At 69.4% G+C, this 20,429-nt stretch carries 14 protein-coding genes and 1 tRNA gene; 12 read left to right on the top strand and 3 right to left on the bottom strand.

The features are described from left to right. Nucleotides 1-91 precede the first annotated feature (91 nt). The 3 genes from A4X17_RS05130 to A4X17_RS05120 all read left to right on the top strand — a co-directional run bounded on the left by A4X17_RS05130 (nucleotide 92) and on the right by A4X17_RS05120 (nucleotide 3,773). Nucleotides 92-1,477: an FAD-dependent oxidoreductase gene (locus tag A4X17_RS05130; protein ID WP_064294586.1), complete on the top strand. Its 1,386-nt coding sequence runs from the start codon at nucleotides 92-94 to the stop codon at nucleotides 1,475-1,477. 87 nt (nucleotides 1,478-1,564) lie between these two features. Further along, complete coding sequence (locus A4X17_RS19415; protein ID WP_064294585.1) at nucleotides 1,565-2,662, top strand: hypothetical protein; 1,098 nt, start codon at nucleotides 1,565-1,567, stop codon at nucleotides 2,660-2,662. Nucleotides 2,663-2,735: 73 nt separating this feature from the next. Continuing rightward, nucleotides 2,736-3,773: an alpha/beta hydrolase gene (locus A4X17_RS05120; protein ID WP_064294584.1), complete on the top strand. Its 1,038-nt coding sequence runs from the start codon at nucleotides 2,736-2,738 to the stop codon at nucleotides 3,771-3,773. Nucleotides 3,774-4,115: 342 nt separating this feature from the next. On the opposite strand, the gene A4X17_RS05110 is transcribed toward A4X17_RS05120, so the two are convergent. Beyond that, entirely contained in the window at nucleotides 4,116-4,604 is a 489-nt protein-coding gene (locus A4X17_RS05110; protein ID WP_056014685.1) for a YajQ family cyclic di-GMP-binding protein, read from the bottom strand. Nucleotides 4,605-4,657: 53 nt separating this feature from the next. On the opposite strand from A4X17_RS05110, the gene A4X17_RS05105 reads away from it, so the two are divergent. From A4X17_RS05105 to A4X17_RS05085, 5 genes are all read left to right on the top strand, one after another. Continuing rightward, nucleotides 4,658-5,422, top strand: a complete 765-nt coding sequence (locus A4X17_RS05105) for a lytic murein transglycosylase (RefSeq protein WP_064294641.1) — start codon at nucleotides 4,658-4,660, stop codon at nucleotides 5,420-5,422. A 105-nt stretch (nucleotides 5,423-5,527) separates the two neighbouring features. Then, nucleotides 5,528-5,609 (top strand) — tRNA-Tyr (locus tag A4X17_RS05100). Nucleotides 5,610-5,892: 283 nt separating this feature from the next. Further along, nucleotides 5,893-7,164: an HNH endonuclease signature motif containing protein gene (locus A4X17_RS05095; protein ID WP_064294582.1), complete on the top strand. Its 1,272-nt coding sequence runs from the start codon at nucleotides 5,893-5,895 to the stop codon at nucleotides 7,162-7,164. Nucleotides 7,165-7,292: 128 nt separating this feature from the next. After that, the gene (locus A4X17_RS05090; protein WP_064294581.1) at nucleotides 7,293-8,120 is read left to right on the top strand and encodes an inositol monophosphatase family protein; all 828 of its coding nucleotides are present in this window, start codon (nucleotides 7,293-7,295) and stop codon (nucleotides 8,118-8,120) included. Nucleotides 8,121-8,379: 259 nt separating this feature from the next. Continuing rightward, nucleotides 8,380-9,582 (top strand): M23 family metallopeptidase, encoded by a 1,203-nt coding sequence (locus tag A4X17_RS05085; protein WP_082915930.1) that lies wholly within the window; start codon nucleotides 8,380-8,382, stop codon nucleotides 9,580-9,582. A 284-nt stretch (nucleotides 9,583-9,866) separates the two neighbouring features. On the opposite strand, the gene rfbB is transcribed toward A4X17_RS05085, so the two are convergent. Together rfbB and poxB are read right to left on the bottom strand one after the other, a co-directional pair. Next, nucleotides 9,867-10,865, bottom strand: coding sequence for a dTDP-glucose 4,6-dehydratase (rfbB, locus tag A4X17_RS05080; RefSeq protein WP_064294580.1), 999 nt, complete (start codon nucleotides 10,863-10,865; stop codon nucleotides 9,867-9,869). A gap of 55 nt (nucleotides 10,866-10,920) precedes the next feature. After that, nucleotides 10,921-12,657, bottom strand: coding sequence for a ubiquinone-dependent pyruvate dehydrogenase (poxB, locus tag A4X17_RS05075; RefSeq protein WP_064294579.1), 1,737 nt, complete (start codon nucleotides 12,655-12,657; stop codon nucleotides 10,921-10,923). Between the two features lie 244 nt (nucleotides 12,658-12,901). Between poxB and A4X17_RS05070 the strand changes: the two genes are divergently transcribed. From A4X17_RS05070 to treZ, 4 genes are all read left to right on the top strand, one after another. Beyond that, on the top strand, nucleotides 12,902-13,963 hold the full coding sequence (locus A4X17_RS05070; RefSeq protein ID WP_158596504.1) for a serine/threonine-protein kinase: 1,062 nt from the start codon (nucleotides 12,902-12,904) through the stop codon (nucleotides 13,961-13,963). Between the two features lie 94 nt (nucleotides 13,964-14,057). After that, nucleotides 14,058-16,106, top strand: a complete 2,049-nt coding sequence (gene glgX / locus A4X17_RS05065) for a glycogen debranching protein GlgX (protein WP_064294577.1) — start codon at nucleotides 14,058-14,060, stop codon at nucleotides 16,104-16,106. Further along, nucleotides 16,103-18,457, top strand: coding sequence for a malto-oligosyltrehalose synthase (gene treY, locus A4X17_RS05060; protein ID WP_064294576.1), 2,355 nt, complete (start codon nucleotides 16,103-16,105; stop codon nucleotides 18,455-18,457). The genes glgX and treY overlap by 4 nt, the downstream gene beginning before the upstream one ends. Nucleotides 18,458-18,462: 5 nt before the next feature. Beyond that, entirely contained in the window at nucleotides 18,463-20,238 is a 1,776-nt protein-coding gene (gene treZ, locus A4X17_RS05055) for a malto-oligosyltrehalose trehalohydrolase (RefSeq protein ID WP_064294639.1), read from the top strand. Nucleotides 20,239-20,429 lie beyond the last annotated feature (191 nt).

The following is a 20,429-nucleotide window of genomic DNA, read 5'->3' as shown; positions in this document are numbered from 1 at the left end:
CGGCACGGCATCCCAGATGCGCATGCATGACGGCCGGAGCGCTCCACCGGCTGCACCCGGAACCCCGCACGGGGACACGAAAGGAACCACCGTGACCAAGCTCAGGCTGGCCATCGTCGGCGCAGGACCCGCAGGCATCTACGCGGCGGACATCCTCCTCAAGGCGGAACGGAAGTTCGACGTCTCCATCGACCTCTTCGAGCAGCTTCCGGCCCCGTACGGCCTGGTCCGCTACGGCGTCGCGCCCGACCACCCGCGTATCAAGGGGATCATCAACGCGCTCCGCGACGTTCTCGACCGAGGCGACATCCGGATCTTCGGCAACGTCCGCTTCGGCGTCGACATCACGCTCGACGACCTCAAGCACCACTACAACGCCGTGATCTTCTCCACGGGTGCCGTCGAGGACGCCTCGCTCGACATCCCGGGGATCGACCTCGACGGGTCGTACGGTGCCGCGGAGTTCGTGAGCTGGTTCGACGGACACCCCGACGTCCCACGCACCTGGCCGCTCGAAGCGGAGTCGATCGCCGTGATCGGCAACGGGAACGTCGCGCTCGACGTCGCTCGCATGCTCGCGAAGCACCCGGAGGATCTGCTCCCGACCGAGATCCCGGCCAACGTCCACGAGGGGCTGCAGCAGTCGCCGGTGACCGACGTGCACGTCTTCGGGCGTCGCGGGCCCGCACAGGTGAAGTTCACGCCGCTGGAGCTCCGCGAACTCGGGGAGCTCAACGACGTCGACATGATCCTCGCCGACGAGGACTTCGACTACGACGACGCGTCGAAGGCGGCGGTGGCGAGCAACAAGCAGGTCATGGTCATCGACCGCGTCCTGCAGCAGTGGCGCAAGCGCGAGACCGGTCAGGCCTCGCGCCGACTGCATCTGCACTTCTACGCGAAGCCGGTCGAAGTCGTCGACGACGGTTCCGGCAAGGTCGCCGCCTTCCGGTACGAGCGGACGAGACCAGACGGTCAGGGCGGGGTCGAGGGCACGGGTGAGATCCGCGAGGTGCCGATCCAGGCGCTCTACCGCGCGGTGGGGTACTTCGGAAGTCCGCTGCCCGGCGTGCCCTTCGACTCGCGGCACGGCGTCATCCCCAACCACGAGGGCAAGGTCCTCCACCCCGAGAGCAACGAGCGCGTCCCGGGCGTCTACGCGACCGGGTGGATCAAGCGTGGTCCGGTTGGCCTCATCGGCCACACGAAGTCGGACGCGATGGAGACCATCAGCCACGTCATCAACGATCAGGCGGACTGGTGGGCGCCGGCCGAACCCGAGGAGGAGGCCGTCGTCGCGCTGCTCGAGTCGCGCGGCGTGGCCTACACGGACCTCGAGGGCTGGCACCTCCTCGACCAGCATGAGATCGCGCTCGGTGAACCACAGGGTCGCGCCCGCATCAAGGTGGTGCCGCGCGAGGAGATGGTGGCGATCTCGCGCGCGCAGCCCTCGGGCACCGGGACACCGTCCGCCTGAGCCGCGCCCGCGATCCCGCCGATCGCCCCGCGTCAAGCCGCTCGACGGAACCCGGTTCCGACGGGCGTCGGTCACTATGCTGGACGGATGACCGACCCCAACGCGCCCCAGAACGTCCCGTCGGAGCAGCCGACGTCCGTACCGCCGTCCGAGCCGCCGGCATTCGTCGCCGACGGCCGGCAGCAGCACCAGCAGCAGCCGCGCTACGGCGAGATGCACCCGGATCCCGTGCAGCAGCAGTGGGACCAGGCGGGTCAGCAGACCGCGGCTCCGCAGCAGGGTGGCCAGTGGGGCCAGCCGCAGAACGGTGAGCAGGCGGGCCAGTGGGGTCAGCCGCAGCAGGGCCAGTACGGCCAGCCGCAGCACCCGGGCCAGCCGCAGCACACCGGCCAGTACGGTCAGGACACGGGGCAGTACGGCCAACCGCAGCAGACCGGTCAGTACGGAGCCCCCCAGGGGCAGTACGGTCAGCCGCAGCAGGGTCAGTACGGTCAGCCGCAGCAGTACGGGCAGGCTCCGCAGAAGGCGCCGAACCCTCGTGCACGCGAGACGCGTCTCGCGCTCGTGTCGGTCGGCATCGCAGCGGGTATCGCTGCGGCCGTCGCACTGGTGGGCATCATCGGGTCGTTCTTCAGCATCTCGGAGTACTTCCCCGTCGGTGACGTCCTGCTGGGCTTCGGCGCGAACCTCGTGAACATCGCCCTCTGGGGTGCAGGGGCGGCACTCATCCTCATCATGGTCCGTCCGCTCACGCGGGTCCGGACCGCCCGCGACCTGATCCAGTCGGTCGGTATCGCTGCAGCTGTCGGCACCGGCGTCCTGCTGCTCGTGGTGCTCATCGTCACCATCGTGCGCGGTGTCGTCGAGCAGTACGGCACCCCGGCGTTCTTCGTCAACCAAGGCTTCCTGTCGCCGATCCTCTACGGGGTCACCCTCGCGGGCTTCCTCGCGATCGGTGCCGTGCTCGCGACGCGGTTCGTCGCACCCGAGGGCCTCGCCGACGCTCCGTACGAGCAGCACAGCGGTCAGCAGCACGGTCAGCAGTTCCTGCAGGGTCAGCACGAGCAGCAGGGCCAGCACCAGCAGGGTCAGCACGACCACGGCTCGCAGCAGCACGGTCAGGCGCAGCAGCCCTACGGACAGCAGCCGCAGGCCCCGCAGCAGCACAATCCGTACCAGCAGTAGTCGGAACGTCGGATGGTCGGCGGGCGAGCCCGACCATCCGACCACCGATCACGGGGCGCGGTAACGTGGCGGTATGGCCGGATCTCGCGGGTGGACCGCCGACATCCTCGGCGAGGGCTTCCAGCAGCGCACGCTGACCCTCGAACCGGACGATGAAGGTGACGTCGTCGCGACCCTCGTCCGCTACCGGATGCCGCCCCTCGAGCAGCTCGGCGAGTTCCTGCTGCCCGACGTCGCGGACGGCATCGACGTCCTGTACGTCCACGGCTGGTCCGACTACTTCTTCCAACGCCACCTCGCGCGATTCTGGGCCAGGCTCGGAGCGCGGTTCTACGCACTCGACCTGCGCAAGTACGGCCGGAGCCTCCGCCCGCACCAGACGCCGGGATACGTCGACGACCTCCGCACCTACGACGAGGACATCGAGGCCGCGCTCTCGGTGATGGGGCACGGCTCCGACGAACACGCCGCCGGGCGGCGGACCCGGCGCCGACTCGTCCTCCTCGGCCACTCGACCGGCGGGCTCACCCTGAGTCTTTGGACGGCCAGGAACCAGGATCGCGTCGCCGGTCTCGTCCTGAACAGTCCGTGGCTCGAATTCCAGGCGAGGCAGCTCGGGCGGCTCGCGATCGCCCCGCTCGTCCAAGCCGGATCGCGGATCGATCCGCGTGCCCAGCTCCCCGTCGTCGATCTCGGGTTCTACACCCGCTCCGTGTCGAGCACGATGGACGGGGCCTGGGACTACGACCTCGCCTGGCGGCCGCTCCACGGGTTCCCGCTGCATCCCGGGTGGTTGAACGCGATCCTGCGAGGGCATCGGCTCGTCGACGCGGGCCTGCAGCTGCGCGTGCCGGCGCTCACGCTGCTCTCGGCGCGGAGTGTCCTGCTGCCGCGGTGGAACGACGCGATGATGCGGAGTGACACGGCGCTCGACGTCGACGCGGTCGCGGAACGCGCGCTCGACCTGGGCGAGACCGTCACGATCGTGCGGCTCGACGGCGCCTTGCACGACGTCTTCCTGTCCGAGGAGCCCGTCCGACAGCGCGCGTTCGAGCAGATCGTCGCGTGGGGACGCGGCTACCTCACGAAGCCGCCGACCTCGGACCGCTAGCGTTCAGTGGGCGGCAGGTGTCGTCGCGAGCCCATCGGACGGCGCGGATCCGGTCGCCCGGCGGCGAGCCAGTCGGCGTAGCTGTGGTTCGCACTGATCGCGCACCAGCACGGGACACCGACCTCTTGGCCGGCGCGCGAGGTCCGGAAGAGTTCGAGATGCGACCCGTCCGCGGGTCTCTGGTGATCCACTGCTGCACTCCAACCATCGAGCCCGCTCGCGCGGGTGCGGTTCGTCCGGCACCGTGCCGAACGGGAGCCCACCGGATCGGGTGCTCCGGTGAAGAGAGTGGTGCGGGGATCGATCATGACGCGATCGAGGTGATCGACCGCGTCCGACCCGCTAGCGGTAGTTGACGAACTGGAGGTCGATGTCGAGGTCGGCGCCCTTCAGCAGCGCCATGGTGGCCTGGAGATCGTCACGGCTCTTCGACGAGACACGGAGCTCGTCGCCCTGGATCTGCGACTTGACCGACTTCGGGCCCTCGTCGCGGATGAGCTTGTTGGCCTTCTTCGCGATCTCCTGGCTGATGCCCTCCTTGAGGGTCGCCTCGATCCGGTACTCCTTGCCGCTCGCGAACGGGTCGCCGACCTCGAGGCTCTTGAGCGAGATGCCGCGCTTGATGAGCTTCGACTCGAAGACGTCGAGGATCGCCTTCACGCGCTCCTCGGTGTTGGCCTTCATGAGGATCTTCTCGCCGCTCCAGGCGATCGAGGCACCGACGTTCTTAAAGTCGTACCGCTGCTCGACCTCCTTGTGCGCCTGGTTGAGGGCGTTGTCCGCCTCCATCTTGTCGACCTTGCTCACGACGTCAAACGATGAATCTGCCATGTGGACCATGGTAGCGCCGGTGTCGCTCAGGCAGGTGTGGTTGGGTGGGTGCGATGCGCAGCCCGGGGAAGCAGGACCAGCGGACCATCGTCGGACGACGAGGGGCGCTCGCCGGAGCGACCCTGGTGATCGGTGTGCTCGTCTTGAGCGGTTGTGCTCCCGAGCCGGCCCCCGTCCCGTATGCGGTTCCCGTCGAGCTCCCGCCGAAGAGCGACGCCCCCGACGGCGGTGTCGCGAACGTCGACCTCGCCGATCCCCAGTGGATCTCCGACGTTGCCGAGGCGAGTGGCATCCCCGAGCGCGCCCTGCGGTCCTATGCCGGTGCGGCCATCCGCAAGGCCGAGCTGACGCCGGAGTGCGGCATCGGCTGGACGACGATCGCGGCTGTCGGGTTCGCCGAGAGCGACCACGGTCGCCACGACGGCTCGAAGCTCGGCGAGGACGGCGTCGTGACACCGCCGATCTTCGGTGTGCCGCTGAAGGGTGGCGAGACCGAGGAGATCACCGACACCGACCAGGGGGTCATCGACGGCGACCCGGTCCACGACCGTGCCGTCGGCCCGTTCCAGTTCATCCCGCAGTCATGGGAGAACTGGGGGACCGACGCGAGTGGTGACGGCGTGCTCGACCCGCAGAACCTCGACGACGCGGCGATGGCTGCCGCGAACTACCTCTGCCGGGCGAGCGACTACGACATGCGGACGGAGGACGGCTGGCTGAGTGGGATCCGGGCGTACAACTCGTCTCCCGAGTACCTTCGGCGGGTCGCCGCCGCGGCGAACGAGTACGCCGAAGCCGCGCCGTCCGACGAGGGCTGAGCGGCTCGGTGACGGATGCCGATGCTGATTTCGCGTCCGGCGGTCTGACGGCTATATTGGTCAAGCGCTTTCGGTTGGCTGTTCGAAAGTCGGTCGGGCGCGCTTGGCGAGTTACCCTAGCGGCCAAAGGGATCTGACTGTAAATCAGACGGCTCAGCCTTCGGGGGTTCGAATCCCTCACTCGCCACGGACAAATCGCCTCATCCTCCGGATGGGGCGATTTTTCGTGGTGCTGGCGAGCCGGGGGAACCCCCGCCGGTCCCTGAGCCTGTCGAAGGGCACACGAGGACCCTCACGAGTCCGGTACCCTCCCTCCGGTCCCTGAGCCTGTCGAAGGGCACACGGGGAACCTCGGGAGTCCGGCGCTGTTCCTCCCGGTCCCTGAGCTTGTCGAAGGGCACACGAGGACCCTTCCACATCCGACCCGACTCGGTATCTGGAATGTCAGTGGTCCATGGTGGACTCGTCCCATGACCGAGACCACGCTCAGCGCGATCCGCGCAAGCGACGAATACGCCGCGCGTCTCGCGGAGTTCTCGGACGAGTGGGCGGACCTCCACCGTCAGCAGGCCGTCTTGGACGCACGAAAGGCGCGCCTCCTGGCCCGTTCCGCCGCCTATGCTGACGCGTTTGCCGACGCCACGGTCCCTGCGGTCTTCCCGCCGGCCGAACGCAAGGCTCTGTCTCGTCGGTCGACGTGTGCGGCCCTCGCGATGGCGACCCGGATCCCGGAGCGGACGGTCCAGTGTGCGACCAACGACGCCGAACGGCTCGTCAACGAAGCGCCGGCCGTGCTGGCGTCGCTCGAGGCAGGCCGCATCTCGGCGAGGCATGCGCAGGTGATCACCGACCAGCTCTGCGACGTCCCGGCCGCTGGGCGGGCGGCGTTTCTGGACCAGGTCCTGCCTGAAGCGGAGCGCATGACCGCAGCAGGACTCAAAAACCGCGCCCGAGTGCTCCGCGAGCGCCTGCATCCCGAGTCCATCACCGCCCGCGCGGTCCGCTCCGAGGCCGACCGCCGGGTCGAGTTCGAACCCGCAGCGGACGGGATGGCGTGGGTGCATCTGTTCACCACGGCACCGATCGCGCAGGGCATCGTCGAACGGATCGAGACGGCCGCCGCCGAATCGCGCAATGCCGGTGACACCCGCACCTGCGCACAGCTGCAGGCCGACGCCCTCGTAGCGCTCGCCCTCACCGGTGTGACGCCGGACGATGTCATGTCGAGCCCGGTCCTGCCACACCCGATCGAAGTGCAGCAACACATCGTCCCCACCGTGCAGATCACCGTCCCGGCGCTCAGCATGGCCGGTGTCTCCGAGGCGCCGGCAACGCTCGACGGGTACGGCCCCATCGACCCGGAGACCGCCGCGCGCATCGCGGTGAACGCCCCCAGCTTCACCCGGATCCTCGTCCAGCCCGAGACCGGCGCGGTCCTCTCCGTCGGCCGGAATCAGTACCGGGTTCCGGCCGACCTGCAACGGGCAGTGCGGTTGCGGGACGGCACCTGTCGAGCACCGGGCTGCGGCAGACGAGCCAGAGCGTGCGACCTCGATCACTCCGTCGCGTGGGAGGACGGCGGCGCGACGGATGTCGGGAATCTCGCGTGCCTGTGTCGACATCATCACCGAATGAAGCATCTGCCCGGGTGGAACCTCGACCACAGACCCGGCGGAGTCCTCGAGTGGACGACACCCGACGGCAAACACCACCGGACCGAACCCGATCCCGCGCCGTTCTGACCCCGCCGACGAAGGCTCCTTCGTGGGCACTTCGACAAGCTCAGTGACCGGGAGAGGCGTGCCCGGAAACGCTCCGGTCCCTGAGCTTGTCGAAGGGCACTCAAGTCGTGCCGCCATAGGGTGGTGGGGTGACCGGACACGAAGAACTCCTCCAGATCGCCACCGACATCGCCGCAGAGGCCGGCGAGCTGATCCTGCGCCGACGCCGGGAGGGCGTCGAGATCGCCGCGAGCAAGTCGTCGGTCGAGGACGTCGTGACCCGAGCCGACCGCGAGTCCGAGCAGTTCATCCGCGACCGCCTCCTCGCAGCACGACCGGACGACGGATTCCTCGGCGAGGAGACCGGCACGGAGGGCGGAGCGACGGGAACCTCCGGCCTGACCTGGGTCGTCGACCCCATCGACGGCACCGTCAACTACCTCTACGACATCCCTGCGTACGCCGTCAGCATCGGTGTCGTCGAGGGCGAACCGGACCCGGCCACCTGGACCGCCCTCGCCGGAGCCGTGGTGAACCCGGTCCTGGGTGAGCACTACACCGCCTCCCGCGGCGGTGGCGCACGACTGAACGGCCGCACCCTCGAGGTCAACCGAGGCGTGGCACCGAACGTGGCGCTGCTCGGCACCGGCTTCTCCTACACCGCCTCGCGGCGCATGGAGCAGGCGGCCGTGCTCGGCGCCCTCCTCGGGACCTTCCGCGACGTCCGTCGGATCGGCTCCGCCGCACTCGACCTCTGCAGCGTCGCGTCCGGCCGCCTCGACGCCTACTACGAGAGCGGCCTGAAGCCGTGGGACCAGGTCGCGGGCGCACTCATCGCTGCCGAGGCGGGCGCGACGGTCGCCGGCTTCGACGGTGCCCCGGCCACCACGCAGCTCATCATGGCCGCCGATGCGCCGCTGCTCGCGGTCCTCGAACGGCTCCTCGTCGAGCAGGGCTTCGCGACGCCGACCGGGTGAAACTCCATGCGCGCTGGAGCCGCTCGCGGTAACGCTCCGGTGGCGACTCGTTCATAAGAGAACTCTCATATGGCCTCTGACCAGGGTTTTCCCGAGTAAAACCGAGCACTGCCATGGCTTTTTCAGCCTCCCGTTGCTAGCATTTATGCATTCGTTACCTTCGCGTTCCCCCGCGCGGATGGACGTCGAGACCTTCCTGCAAGCCCATTGAAAGGCCCCCGCCCCCTTGTCACGCCATGCCAGCCCTGAGGACACCCCTGTGCTTCCCGACCCTCAGGACCCGCAGAACACGTCTGTCGAGAACGACGCTGCACCCGTGCAGACGCCGCCGCTCAGCCGCCGTGAACTCCGCGAACGTGAGCGTCAGGCGGCGGCCGCCCTGGAACACCAGGAGTCCGTGCTGCAGGACCCGACGCACGAGGCCAGCGCCGACCAGGAGGAGACGGCCGCGGCCGTCGACCCGGTCGACCAGATGATCGCCGAGGCGATCGACGCCGTGCACACCACCGATGTCGCTGACATCGCTCCGGTCGAGGCTGAGCCGCTCATCACCGAACCGGCCGTGGCTTCCGACTCCACTCCGGCCACCGAGTCCATCACCGTGACTGTCGACGCGTCCACGGTCGACGCCCCCCGCGGGCGCCGCGCAGCTGCACCGAAGCCGGCCTCGAAGCCCCGCGCATCGTCCCGCCCGGCCGCCGCACCGGCGTCGCCCCGCCCGACGAGCATCGCGCGCAAGCGTCGCATCACCACCAAGATCTTCGCGGGTGCCGCGATGGGCTTCGTCGCCCTCATGGCCGTGGCCACCTCCGTGCCCGCCAACGCGCTGCTCACCGCTGAAGACGTCGCGACCTCGGTGGCCGAGGCCTCGCAGGCAGAGCTCGGCGACGGCAACGGGCTGAGCAACCAGGCGTCGCAGTCGCTCGACAGTGAGGGTTCGGCCGAGCTGACGTTCACCCGCGACGACTACACCACGAGCACCGTCGAGGAAGCCGCCGCCGCGATGGGCATCCGCCCCGCGAACACCTTCACGAACAACCCGAACGGGACGATCCAGTGGCCGTTCGCGGTCGGCGTCACCATCGGTGACCGCTTCGGTGCCCGCGACTGCGCCGGGTGCTCCAGCGACCACCACGGACAGGACTTCAACCCCGGTAACGGCGCGCCCATCCAGGTCATCGCCGACGGCGTCGTCCGCCATGTCGAAGACGGTGAAGGCTCGCTCGGCGTCAACGTCATCGTCGACCACACCATCAACGGCCGCCTCGTCTCGAGCGTCTACGCGCACATGCAGCACGGCTCGGTCCGCGTGACCGAAGGTCAGGCGATCAAGGTCGGCACGATCCTCGGACTCACCGGTAGCACCGGTATGTCCACCGGCCCGCACCTCCACTTCGAGATCCGACTCGACGGCGTCACCTGGGTCGACCCGCTCGAATGGCTCTACGCGAACGTCAACTGACGCCGCGGAACCTGACGCTTCGACTGCCTCGCCCGACTCCGGGCGGGGCAGTCGTGTTTCGCCCCGGGGACTTCCTCCGGTAACTGAGCTTGTCGAAGTGCCCGCGGGGTACGTCGCCCTTCGACAGGCTCAGGGACCGGTGTTGGGGCTGAGGGAGCGGGGTCGGGGCCCAGGTACCGCTGCCCGGTCTCCGGGACCGGGCCTTCAAGCGCAGGGACCGGGTACGGAACGACAAAGGCCCGCCCGGCTGACACCGGACGGGCCTTCACTGAGATGCTGGAGGGCTACTGACCCTGCTCCTGGTACTTCGCCTCGGTGGTGGCCTTCTGCGGCTTCCACCACGACTCGTTGTCGCGGTACCAGGCGATCGTGTCGGCGAGGCCGGCCTCGAAGTCGCTGAACGCCGGGGTCCAGCCGAGCTCCGTGCGCAGCTTCGACGAGTCGATCGCGTAACGGAGGTCGTGGCCGGGACGGTCGTTCACGTGGTCGTAGGCGTCCGCCGGCTGACCGAGCTGGGTGAGGATGAGCTCGACGACGTCCTTGTTGTTCTTCTCACCGTCGGCACCGATGAGGTACGTCTCGCCGATGACCCCCTTGTCGAGGATCGTGAGGACGGCGGACGAGTGGTCGTTCGCGTGGATCCAGTCGCGGACGTTCTCGCCCGTGCCGTACAGCTTCGGGCGCTCACCGCCGAGCACGTTCGTGATCTGGCGCGGGATGAACTTCTCCACGTGCTGGTACGGACCGTAGTTGTTGGAGCAGTTCGAGATGGTCGCCTTGACGCCGAAGGAACGCACCCACGCGCGGACGAGGAGGTCGCTGCCGGCCTTCGTCGAGGAGTACGGGCTCGACGGGTTGTACGGCGTCTGCTCGGTGAAGCGCTCCGGGTCGTCGAGTTCGAGGTCGCCGTAGACCTCGTCGGTCGAGATGTGGTGGAACCGCGTGCCGTGCTTGCGAGCCGCCTCGAGCAGCGTGTACGTGCCGATGATGTTCGTGTCGAGGAACGGGCGCGGGTCGTGCAGGGAGTTGTCGTTGTGCGACTCCGCCGCGTAGTGCACGACGGCGTCGTGACGGGCGTAGAGCTCGTCGACGAGCGTCGCGTCCTGGATGTCGCCCACGACCAGCTCGAAACGATCGGCCGGGAGGCCGTCGAGTGAGGCGCGGTTGCCCGCATAGGTCATCTTGTCGAGGACGGTCACCGAGTGATCGGTGTTGTTCAGGACGTAGTGGACGAAGTTCGAGCCGATGAATCCGGCGCCGCCGGTAACGAGAAGTCTGGACACGGTAGACGAGTCTACCCGGCGGTCTCCGGATACCGCGGGGGAATCCGGCTGTCGTTCAGTGACCGGGCAGGATGCGGCGCAGCAGGTTCGTGTTCGCGAGGTCGAGCAGTTCGTCGCCCCTGCCCGACATGACCGTCCGGAGCGCGTACAGGGTGAACCCCTTCATCTGCTCGGCGGTGATCGTCGGCGGGATCGACAGCTCCTGCCTGGCGGTCACGACGTCGACGAGCGCCGGACCGTCGTGGTCGAAGGCCCGACGGATGGCACCCTCCAGCTCGCTCGCCCGCTCGACGCGTTCGCCGTGGATACCCATGCCCTCGGCCACGCGGGCGAAGTCGGGGTTCTCGAGGTCGGTGCCGTAGTTGACGAACCCGGCCGCCTTCATCTCCAGCTCGACGAAGTTGAGCGAGGAGTTGTTGATCACGATGATCTTCACGGGCAGCTTGTTCTGGGTGAGTGAGATGAGCTCGCCGAGCAGCATGGTGAGTCCACCGTCGCCCGCGAGTGCGACGACCTGACGACCCGGGTGGGACGCTTGCGCCCCGAGCCCGTGCGAAACGGCGTTCGCCATGCTGCCGTGGCTGAACGATCCGATGAGTCGACGCCGCCCGTTCATGGTGAGGTAGCGCGAGGCCCAGACGACGGGGGAGCCGACGTCGGGGATGAACACGGCGTCGTCCGTCGCCAGCTCGTCGACGACCTTCGCGAGGTACTGCGGGTGGATCGCCTGACCGTCGTGGTCGGCCGTCGCCAGATCGTCGAGCCCCTTCCGCGAACTGCGGTAGTGCTTGAGCGACTCCTCGAGGTGCTTGCGATGGGTCTTGCGCTCGAGCTTCGGCAGCAGCGCGTCGAGGGTGTCGCGGACAGTGCCGACGAGTGGGAGGTCCACCGGGTGCCGCCGGCCGATCTGTTCACCCCGGATGTCGACCTGGATGACGGTCGCGTCCTCGGGGAAGAACTGCGGGTAGGGGAAGTCGGTGCCGAGCATGAGGAGGACGTCGCACGACAGCATCGCGTGGTAGCCGCTCGCGAATCCGAGGAGGCCGGTCATGCCGACGTCGAAGGGGTTGTCGTATTCGACGTGCTCCTTGCCGCGGAGGGCGTGCACGATCGGCGCGGCGAGGGCGTCGGCCGTGTCGATGAGCTGAGCGTGAGCCCCCGCGACACCCGCACCGGCGAGGATCGTGACGCGCTTGCCGGCGTTGAGGAGGCGTGCGGCCTCGTCGAGCTCGTGCTCCGACGGCAGGATCCGAGGCTGCGTGGCAAGGATGGCGGAGACGTGCTCGCTCACGGCCCGTTGGAGCATGACATCGCCCGGCACGACCACGACGGCCACGCCGCGGCGCTCCACGGCGGTGCGCATCGCGATCTCGAGCACCCGCGGCAGCTGCTCCGGGACGGACACGAGCTCGACGTAGACGCTGCACTCGCGGAACAGTTCCTGGGGGTGGGTCTCCTGGAAGTAGGTGCTGCCGATCTCCGAGCTCGGGATGTGCGCGGCGATCGCGAGCACTGGCACCCGTGAGCGGTTCGCGTCGAAGAGGCCGTTGATGAGGTGGAGGTTCCCGGGGCCGCAGCTCGCCGCGACGACCGCCAGCTCGCCGGTCAGCTCCGCCTCCGCAGCTGCGGCGAAGGCGGCGGCCTCCTCGTGGCGCACGTGCACCCAGTCGATGCCGCCCGAGGAGCGGAGGGCGTCGGTGAAGCCGTTCAGGGAGTCGCCCGGGAGGCCGTAGACGCGTTGCACACCGCTGGCCTGGAGGGTTGCGACGACGGTTTCAGCGACAGTGGACATGGGTGCTCCTCGCAGCAGACGACTCGGCCCGGGTTCCCCGGCCCCTTCCATGGTCCTCGTCGCGGTTCGGGGCCCGCAAGGGAGCATCGTGGTCTTGCAGACGCCTACCAGGTGCGCTAGCCGTTCTCAACACTCCGACACGAATCCGGCTGAACGACGAACGCCTTGTAACGTGGTCGCTGGAACAGCCTGCCGAGAACGCGGTGGCGCGGCCAACATCGACTGCACCGTGAAGGGGGCGGCCGTGAGCGACTCCCTGCACCGACCCCCGGCACACGCCGGGTCGATCACCGATCCATCGGTGATGTTCACCGAGCACACCGAAACGGTCGTCACCGGTGTCAGCCTGTCGAACGGGCGGTACAGCATCGGTGAGCAGCTCGGCTCCGGCGGGTCCGCCAACGTCTACCGGGCACGCGACGAACTGCTCTCCCGTCCCGTCGCCGTCAAACTCTTCCGCGACGAGGCCGCGACTGCGAACGACCGGCTGCGCCAGGAGCGGGAGATCCGCCTCCTCGGCGAACTCCGTCACCCGGGCCTCGTCGAGCTCTACGACTCCGGCTCCGTCGTCCACCGCGGGGTCGAGCACCGGTTCCTCGTCATGGAGTACATCCCGGGTGCCACGCTCACGGACAAGCTGCAGGCCGGCCCGATGCTCCCTCGTGACGTCGCCGCGCTCGGCGCGCAGGTCGCCGACGCGCTGTCCTTCATCCACAACCGGTCGATCGTGCACCGCGACATCAAGCCCGACAACATGCTCTTCAGTGACATCGCCGCCTTCGGGCACGCGAACCTCGTCAAGCTCTCCGACTTCGGCATCGCCCACTTCGTCGGCGGGTCCCGGCTGACGAACACCGAGGCCATCTCGGGTACCGCGTCCTACCTGTCGCCCGAGCAGGCGCTCGGCGAGACGGTCAGCACCGAGACGGACATCTACTCGCTCGGGCTCGTGCTCCTGGAAGCGATCACCGGCCGCCGGGAGTTCGACGGCGGGGTCGTGGAGGCCGCGGTCGCGCGTCTGCACCGCGACCCGGTGATCCCGCCCGAACTCCCCGCCGCCTGGCACCCCCTGCTCCGGTCGATGACCGCCCGGAAGCCCGAGGACCGACCCGCCGCCCACGAGGTCGCGTCGAGCCTGCGAGAGATCTGGTCGGCGTCGCGCGTCCGGCGGGTCCGCCGCGTCCGGGCCAGACTCGGACTCGTCGTCGACCAGGGCGTCGACCCGCGGATCGCCATGCTCCTCGCCGCCGCCACGGCCGCCGCGGGCCTCGCGATCGGCGTGGCCATCGGCATCTTCGCGTTCTGATCGGCCCACTACCACGTTTCGTCCGGATCCGGGGAAGTCACCCGGCCGGTGTACCGTCTCAACAACGATCGATCCCTTCGAGTGAAAGGGCGCCATGACGCTCTCGACCCCCTATCCGCTCGGCGTCACCCTTCGGGGCGATGGTGCGAACGTCGCCATCTACTCGGAGACCGCCGACGCCGTCACCGTGTGCATCTTCCCCGAGGGTGGGGAGGAGCAGCAGACGCGCCTCGAACAGCGAACCGGCCACGTGTTCCACGGACTGGTCGATGGCCTCGTCCCCGGGACCCGGTACGGCATCCGTGTCGACGGCCCATGGGACCCGGCGAACGGGCTCCGTCACAACCCGGCCAAGGTGCTCCTCGATCCGCACGCGACGGCGATCACCGGGCGCTACGACCTCGGCCAGGCGCAGTTCAGCCACCGGCTCGACGCACCGGAGACGATGGACGACAGCGACTCCGCCGGCCATGTCGCGCTCGGCGTGGTCACCGACCCGTCCTCGTTCGACTGGGACGCCGACGGCCAGGACGTCGCTCCGCGCATCCCGCTCTCCGAGACGATCGTGTACGAGGTCCACGTGAAGGGCTTCACCAAGCAGCTCGCCGAGGTGCCCGAGGAGATCCGCGGCACCTACGCCGGCCTCGCCCACCCGGCGGCCATCCGCTATCTCACCGACCTCGGCGTGACGGCGGTCGAACTCCTCCCCGTGCACCAGTTCGTGCAGGACAGCCACCTCGAGGAGAAGGGCCTGCGCAACTACTGGGGCTACAACTCCATCGGCTTCTTCGCCCCGCACGGCGAGTACGCGGCGGCCGGCGACGCAGGCGGGCAGGTCGACGAGTTCAAGGCCATGGTCAAGGCGATGCACGCGGCCGGCCTCGAGGTCATCCTCGACGTCGTCTACAACCACACGGCCGAGGGCAACCACATGGGCCCGACCCTGTCGTTCAAGGGCATCGACAACGCGGCCTACTACCGCCTCGTCGACGAGGACCGCGAGCACTACTTCGACACCACGGGCACCGGCAACAGCGTCAACGTCGGCCACCCCGCGGCGCTCGGGCTCATCATGGACTCCCTGCGCTACTGGGTGACCGAGATGCACGTCGACGGCTTCCGCTTCGACCTCGCGACGACGCTCACCCGCCAGGACGGCTCCGCCGAGATCCACAGCGCGTTCCTCTCGCTCATCGAGCAGGACCCGGTGCTCGCACCCATCAAGATGATCGCGGAGCCGTGGGACACCGCCGGCTACCAGGTCGGTGGCTTCCCCGCGAGCTGGTCGGAGTGGAACGGGAAGTTCCGCGACGACGTCCGCGACTTCTGGAACGGCGCCGACAGCGTGCTCGGCACCATGTCGCAGCGCGTCCTCGGCAGCCCGGACGTCTACGAGGCGTCCCGCCGCTCGCCGCTGTCCAGCGTCAACTTCGTCACCGCGCACGACGGCTTCACCCTGGCCGACCTCACGGCGTACTCGAGGAAGCACAACGCGGCGAACGGCGAGGACAACAACGACGGCGAGAGCGACAACCGCTCCAGCAACAACGGCGCGGAGGGCCCGACGGACGACCCCGCCGTGAACGCGCGCCGCGACCGCCAGCGGCGCAACTTCCTCGCGACGGTCCTGCTGTCGGCCGGTGTCCCGATGATCCTCGGCGGCGACGAGATCGCCCGTACCCAGGGCGGCAACAACAACGCGTACTGCCAGGACAACGAGGTGTCGTGGTTCGACTGGGAGCACGCCGACCACGACCTCCTGGGGTTCACGAAGCGCCTGATCGCCCTGCGCCTCGCCGAGCCGGCCCTGCGACCCGACTGGTTCCGCCAGGGGCCGGGCTCCAAGTCCGACGACCGGGTCTTCATCACCCGGTCCGACGACGAGCCCTTCGCCGACGAGGACTGGGACAACCCCGACGCCCGCTCGATCACCTTCGTGTTCCGTCACGCCGGATCGGCCTCGTTCGCTCTCCTGCTCAACGCGGCCGAGAACGGCGTGGAGTTCAACCTGCCGAAGGCTCCCGGCCTGCCGTGGACGCTCGTCGAGTCGAGTGACCCGGAACAGATGCTCGCCGAGGGGTCGACGACGGTGATCGTGCAGGGGACCTCCTTCACCCTCCTGCGATCGGGGGTCGCATCATGACCGACGTGTCCGGCGGCGGGCCAGAGCGTTCCGCCGTGCCCGTCTCGACCTACCGCCTCCAGCTGACCGCCGACTTCCGGCTGCAGGACGCCGCGGCGCTCGTCGACTACCTCCAGGCCCTCGGCGCCGACTGGGTCTACCTGTCGCCGATCCTCCGAGCGGAACCCGGATCCACCCACGGCTACGACGTCGTCGACCACACCGAGGTCGACCCGGAACGCGGGGGTACCGACGGGCTCACGGCGCTCGCCGAAGCGGCCCATGCGGCGGGCCTCGGCGTCCTCATCGACACCGTCCCCAACCACATGGGCGTCGCGACGCCGGTGGAGAACGCCTGGTGGTGGGACCTGCTCCTGCACGGTCGCGAGGCAGAGCACGCGGCCGCGTTCGACGTCGACTGGGAGGCCGGCGACGGCCGCGTCCGGGTGCCGATCCTCGGCGACGATGAGGACGGCCGCAGTGCGCTCGACGACCTCCGTGTCGAGGACGGCGAACTGCGCTACTTCGACCACCGACTGCCCATCGCCCCCGGGACGGCCGACGACGACGCGAGCCCGCGCGAGGTGCACGACCGGCAGCACTACGAACTGGTGAACTGGCGTCGGGCGGACAGCGAGCTGAACTACCGACGGTTCTTCGCCGTCAACACGCTCGCCGCCATCCGTGTCGAGGACCCGGCGGTCTTCGACGGCTCGCACGTCGAGATCGGCCGCTGGTTCGACGACGGCCTCTCCGACGGGATCCGCGTGGACCACCCGGACGGGCTCCTCGACCCCGGTGCCTACCTCGAGCGACTGTCCGAGCGCATCGGCGGCGCACCCGTCTGGGTGGAGAAGATCCTCGAGGGCGAAGAGGACCTCCCGGCCGAGTGGGCCACGCTCGGCACCACCGGCTACGACGCCCTGGGCGACATCGACCGGGTGCTCGTCGACCCGACCGGTCTGCCGACGCTCGGTCAGCTCGCGGGGGTCGAGCTGACGCGCGACGCCTGGGACGACCTCGTGCACACCACCAAGCGGGGCATCGCCGACGGAATCCTCGGTTCCGAGGTCCGACGCCTCGCGAGGCTCGTCCCCGAGGTACCGGACGCCGTCGACGCGCTCGCCGAGATCCTGACCGCGTTCCCCGTCTACCGTTCCTACCTGCCGCTCGGCGACGAGTACCTGGACGCCGCCCTCGACGAGGCGGAGACCCGCCGCCCGGAGCTCGCCGACGCCTTCGCCGCGCTGGCTCCGCGCCTGCGCAACGCGAGCGACCCGCTCGCCGCACGCTTCCAGCAGACCTCGGGCATGGTGATGGCGAAGGGCGTCGAGGACACCGCGTTCTACCGCTACACGGCGCTCACCTCGCTGACCGAGGTCGGCGGAGACCCCGCCGAGACCGACATCAGCGTCGCCGAGTTCCACCACCGACAGGCGCGGCGGCAGGCGGAGTGGCCGTCCTCGATGACGACACTCAGCACGCACGACACGAAGCGCAGCGAGGACGTCCGTGCCCGCATCGACGCGCTGAGTGAGGTCGCGGACCGGTGGGCGGAGCACGCCGTCGCCCTCCACACCTCGAACGGCTTCCCTGACCGGCAGCTCGAGCAGTTGGTCTGGCAGGCGGCCGTCGGTGCGTGGCCGATCGAGCGCGAGCGACTGCACGCCTACGTCGAGAAGGCCGCCCGTGAGGCCGGCGACTCGACCACCTGGACCGCACCGGACGAGACGTTCGAGGCCGCCCTGCATGCGGCGGTCGACGGACTGTACGACAGCCGTCGTGCGAACGCCGCGCTGCTCGACGCCGTCGCGGACGTCGAGGCGGCCGGATGGTCGAACAGTCTGGTCGCCAAGGCGATCCAGCTGACGATGCCGGGCGTGCCGGACGTGTACCAGGGCAGCGAGCTCTGGGACCGATCGCTCGTGGACCCCGACAACCGTCGACCGGTCGACTACGCCGAGCGTCGCGCGGTGCTCGCCCGTCTCGACGAGGGTTGGTTGCCGCCGGTCGACGCGGACGGAGCGGCGAAGCTCCTCGTGACCAGCCGGCTCCTGCGCCTGCGACGGGAACACCCGTCCCGGTTCACCGAGTACACCCCCATCGGGGCGGACGGACCGGCCGCCGACCACGTCGTCGCGTTCTCTCGTGGTGGCGTGACCACGGTGGCGACCCGGCTCTCGCTCCGGCTCGCTGAGCACGGTGGCTGGACGTCGACCACGGTCACGCTGCCGGAAGGCCGGCTCGTCGACGTCCTCACCGGCCGTGAGTTGCAGGGCGGCGAAATCCGTCTCGCAGCACTGCTGGAGCAGTATCCAGTCGCCGTCCTCACGCGGCCCGACGATGCGGCCGAGGCCGCGAGCGAGGAATGAGCACGATGACGACCAGCACCACGAGTCCGGCTGACGGGTTCCGCGTCTGGGCACCCGAGGCCCAGCGCGTCGACCTCGTCCTGGACGGTGAGCAGCATCCGATGGCCCGCGACCTCTCCGAGGGGTGGTGGATCGCGCTCGACGGTGCCGAGCCCCGTGCGGCGGTCGTCGACAGCGACTACCGCTACCTCGTCGACGGCGAGGGTCCGTTCGCCGACCCCCGCTCGCGTCGGCAGCCTGAGGGCGTCCACGGCCCGTCACGCGTCGTCGCATCCGACCCCGTGCCGTGCGACGGGACCGGCTGGCGGGGTCGCTCCCTCATCGGTGCCGTGCTCTACGAACTCCACATCGGCACCTTCACCGAGGCGGCCACCTTCGACGGGGCGATCGAACGCCTCGACGACCTCGTCGAGCTCGGTGTCGACGCCGTCGAGGTCCTGCCGGTCAACGCGTTCAACGGGGTCTGGAACTGGGGTTACGACGGCGTCTTCTGGTCGGCGGTCCACGAGGCCTACGGCGGACCGGACGGCTACCGTCGCTTCGTCGCCGCGTGTCACGAGCGCGGGCTCGCCGTCATCCAGGACGTCGTGTACAACCACCTCGGTCCCTCCGGGAACGTCCTGCCGCGCTTCGGCCCCTACCTCGCGGACGGCGCCGGGAACACCTGGGGCGACGGCCTCAACCTCGACGGGCCGGACTCGGACGAGGTGCGTCGGTACATCATCGACAGCGCGCTGCTGTGGTTCGAGGAGTACGGCGTCGACGGCCTGCGCCTCGACGCCGTGCACGCCCTGCACGACACCCGGGCCATCCATCTCCTCGAGGAACTCGACGCCGCGGTGGATGCGCTCAGCGCCGACCTCGACCGGCCGTTCACGCTGATCGCCGAGTCGGATCTGAACGACCCGAAGCTCATCACGCCCCGGGGCCCCGGCGGCGCCGGCGGGTACGGTCTCGACGCTCAGTGGAGCGACGACTTCCACCACGCGCTCCATGTCGCGCTCACCGGCGAGGTGACCGGCTACTACGCCGACTTCGCGCCGCTCGGTGCACTCGGGAAGGTCATGGAGGAGGGGTTCTTCCACAACGGCACCTGGTCGAGCTTCCGCAAGCGCCACCACGGCCGCCGCATCGACCTCGAACGGACGCCGAGCTGGCGGCTCGTCGTCTCCGACCAGAACCACGACCAGATCGGGAACCGGGCGACCGGCGACCGGCTGGCCGCGACCCTCGACGACGGCCAGCTCGCCATCGCCGCCGCCGTCACGCTGCTCGGACCGTTCACCCCGATGCTGTTCATGGGGGAGGAGTGGGCTGCCTCGACGCCCTGGCAGTTCTTCACCTCGCACCCGGAACCCGAGCTCGGTGAGGCGACCGCGAAGGGCCGGATCGCCGAATTCGCCCGGATGGGTTGGAACGAGGCCGACGTGCCGGATCCCCAGGATCCCGAGACCTACCGTCGGTCGGTGCTCGACTGGTCGGAGCGATCCGGCGGACGGCACGCGACGCTGCTGACCTGGTACCGACGGGTGATCGAGCTGCGACGGACGGTCCCGGCGTTCACCGATCCGGCCTTCGCCGACACGACGGCGATCGTCGACGAGGCGACCGGATCGTTCGTCCTGCGTCGAGGCTCGGCGACCCTGGCGGTCAACTTCGGGACGGAGCCGGTCGAGCTCGCACTGCGGGTCGGCGAACTCCTCGACAGCTTCGGTGAGGTCGTCACGACGGACGGATCACTCCGGCTCGGCGCCCACGCGGTCGCGATCCTCCACCACTGACCTGCCCGCCCTGCCCTTGGGCCAGCGCGGTGCGCTGACGCGAGCGCGGGTCTACGGCGTGAGCGCCCCTCCGGAGGGGCGCGCTCACGCGCACGCCCCGCGGCGGGGCCGCTTCCGGCGCGCTCGCGTCAGTGCACCGCGCCGGCGCCGAAACGCCCGCGGTCACGTCGGCGCACCGCGCTGGCACACCG

The sequence above is a fragment of the Plantibacter sp. H53 genome (genome assembly GCF_001650455.1).
GTDB classification, from domain to species: Bacteria; Actinomycetota; Actinomycetes; order Actinomycetales; family Microbacteriaceae; genus Plantibacter; species Plantibacter flavus_A.
Note: the sequence above shows the minus strand (reverse complement) of the source record. Positions and strands in the feature narration are given on the sequence as shown.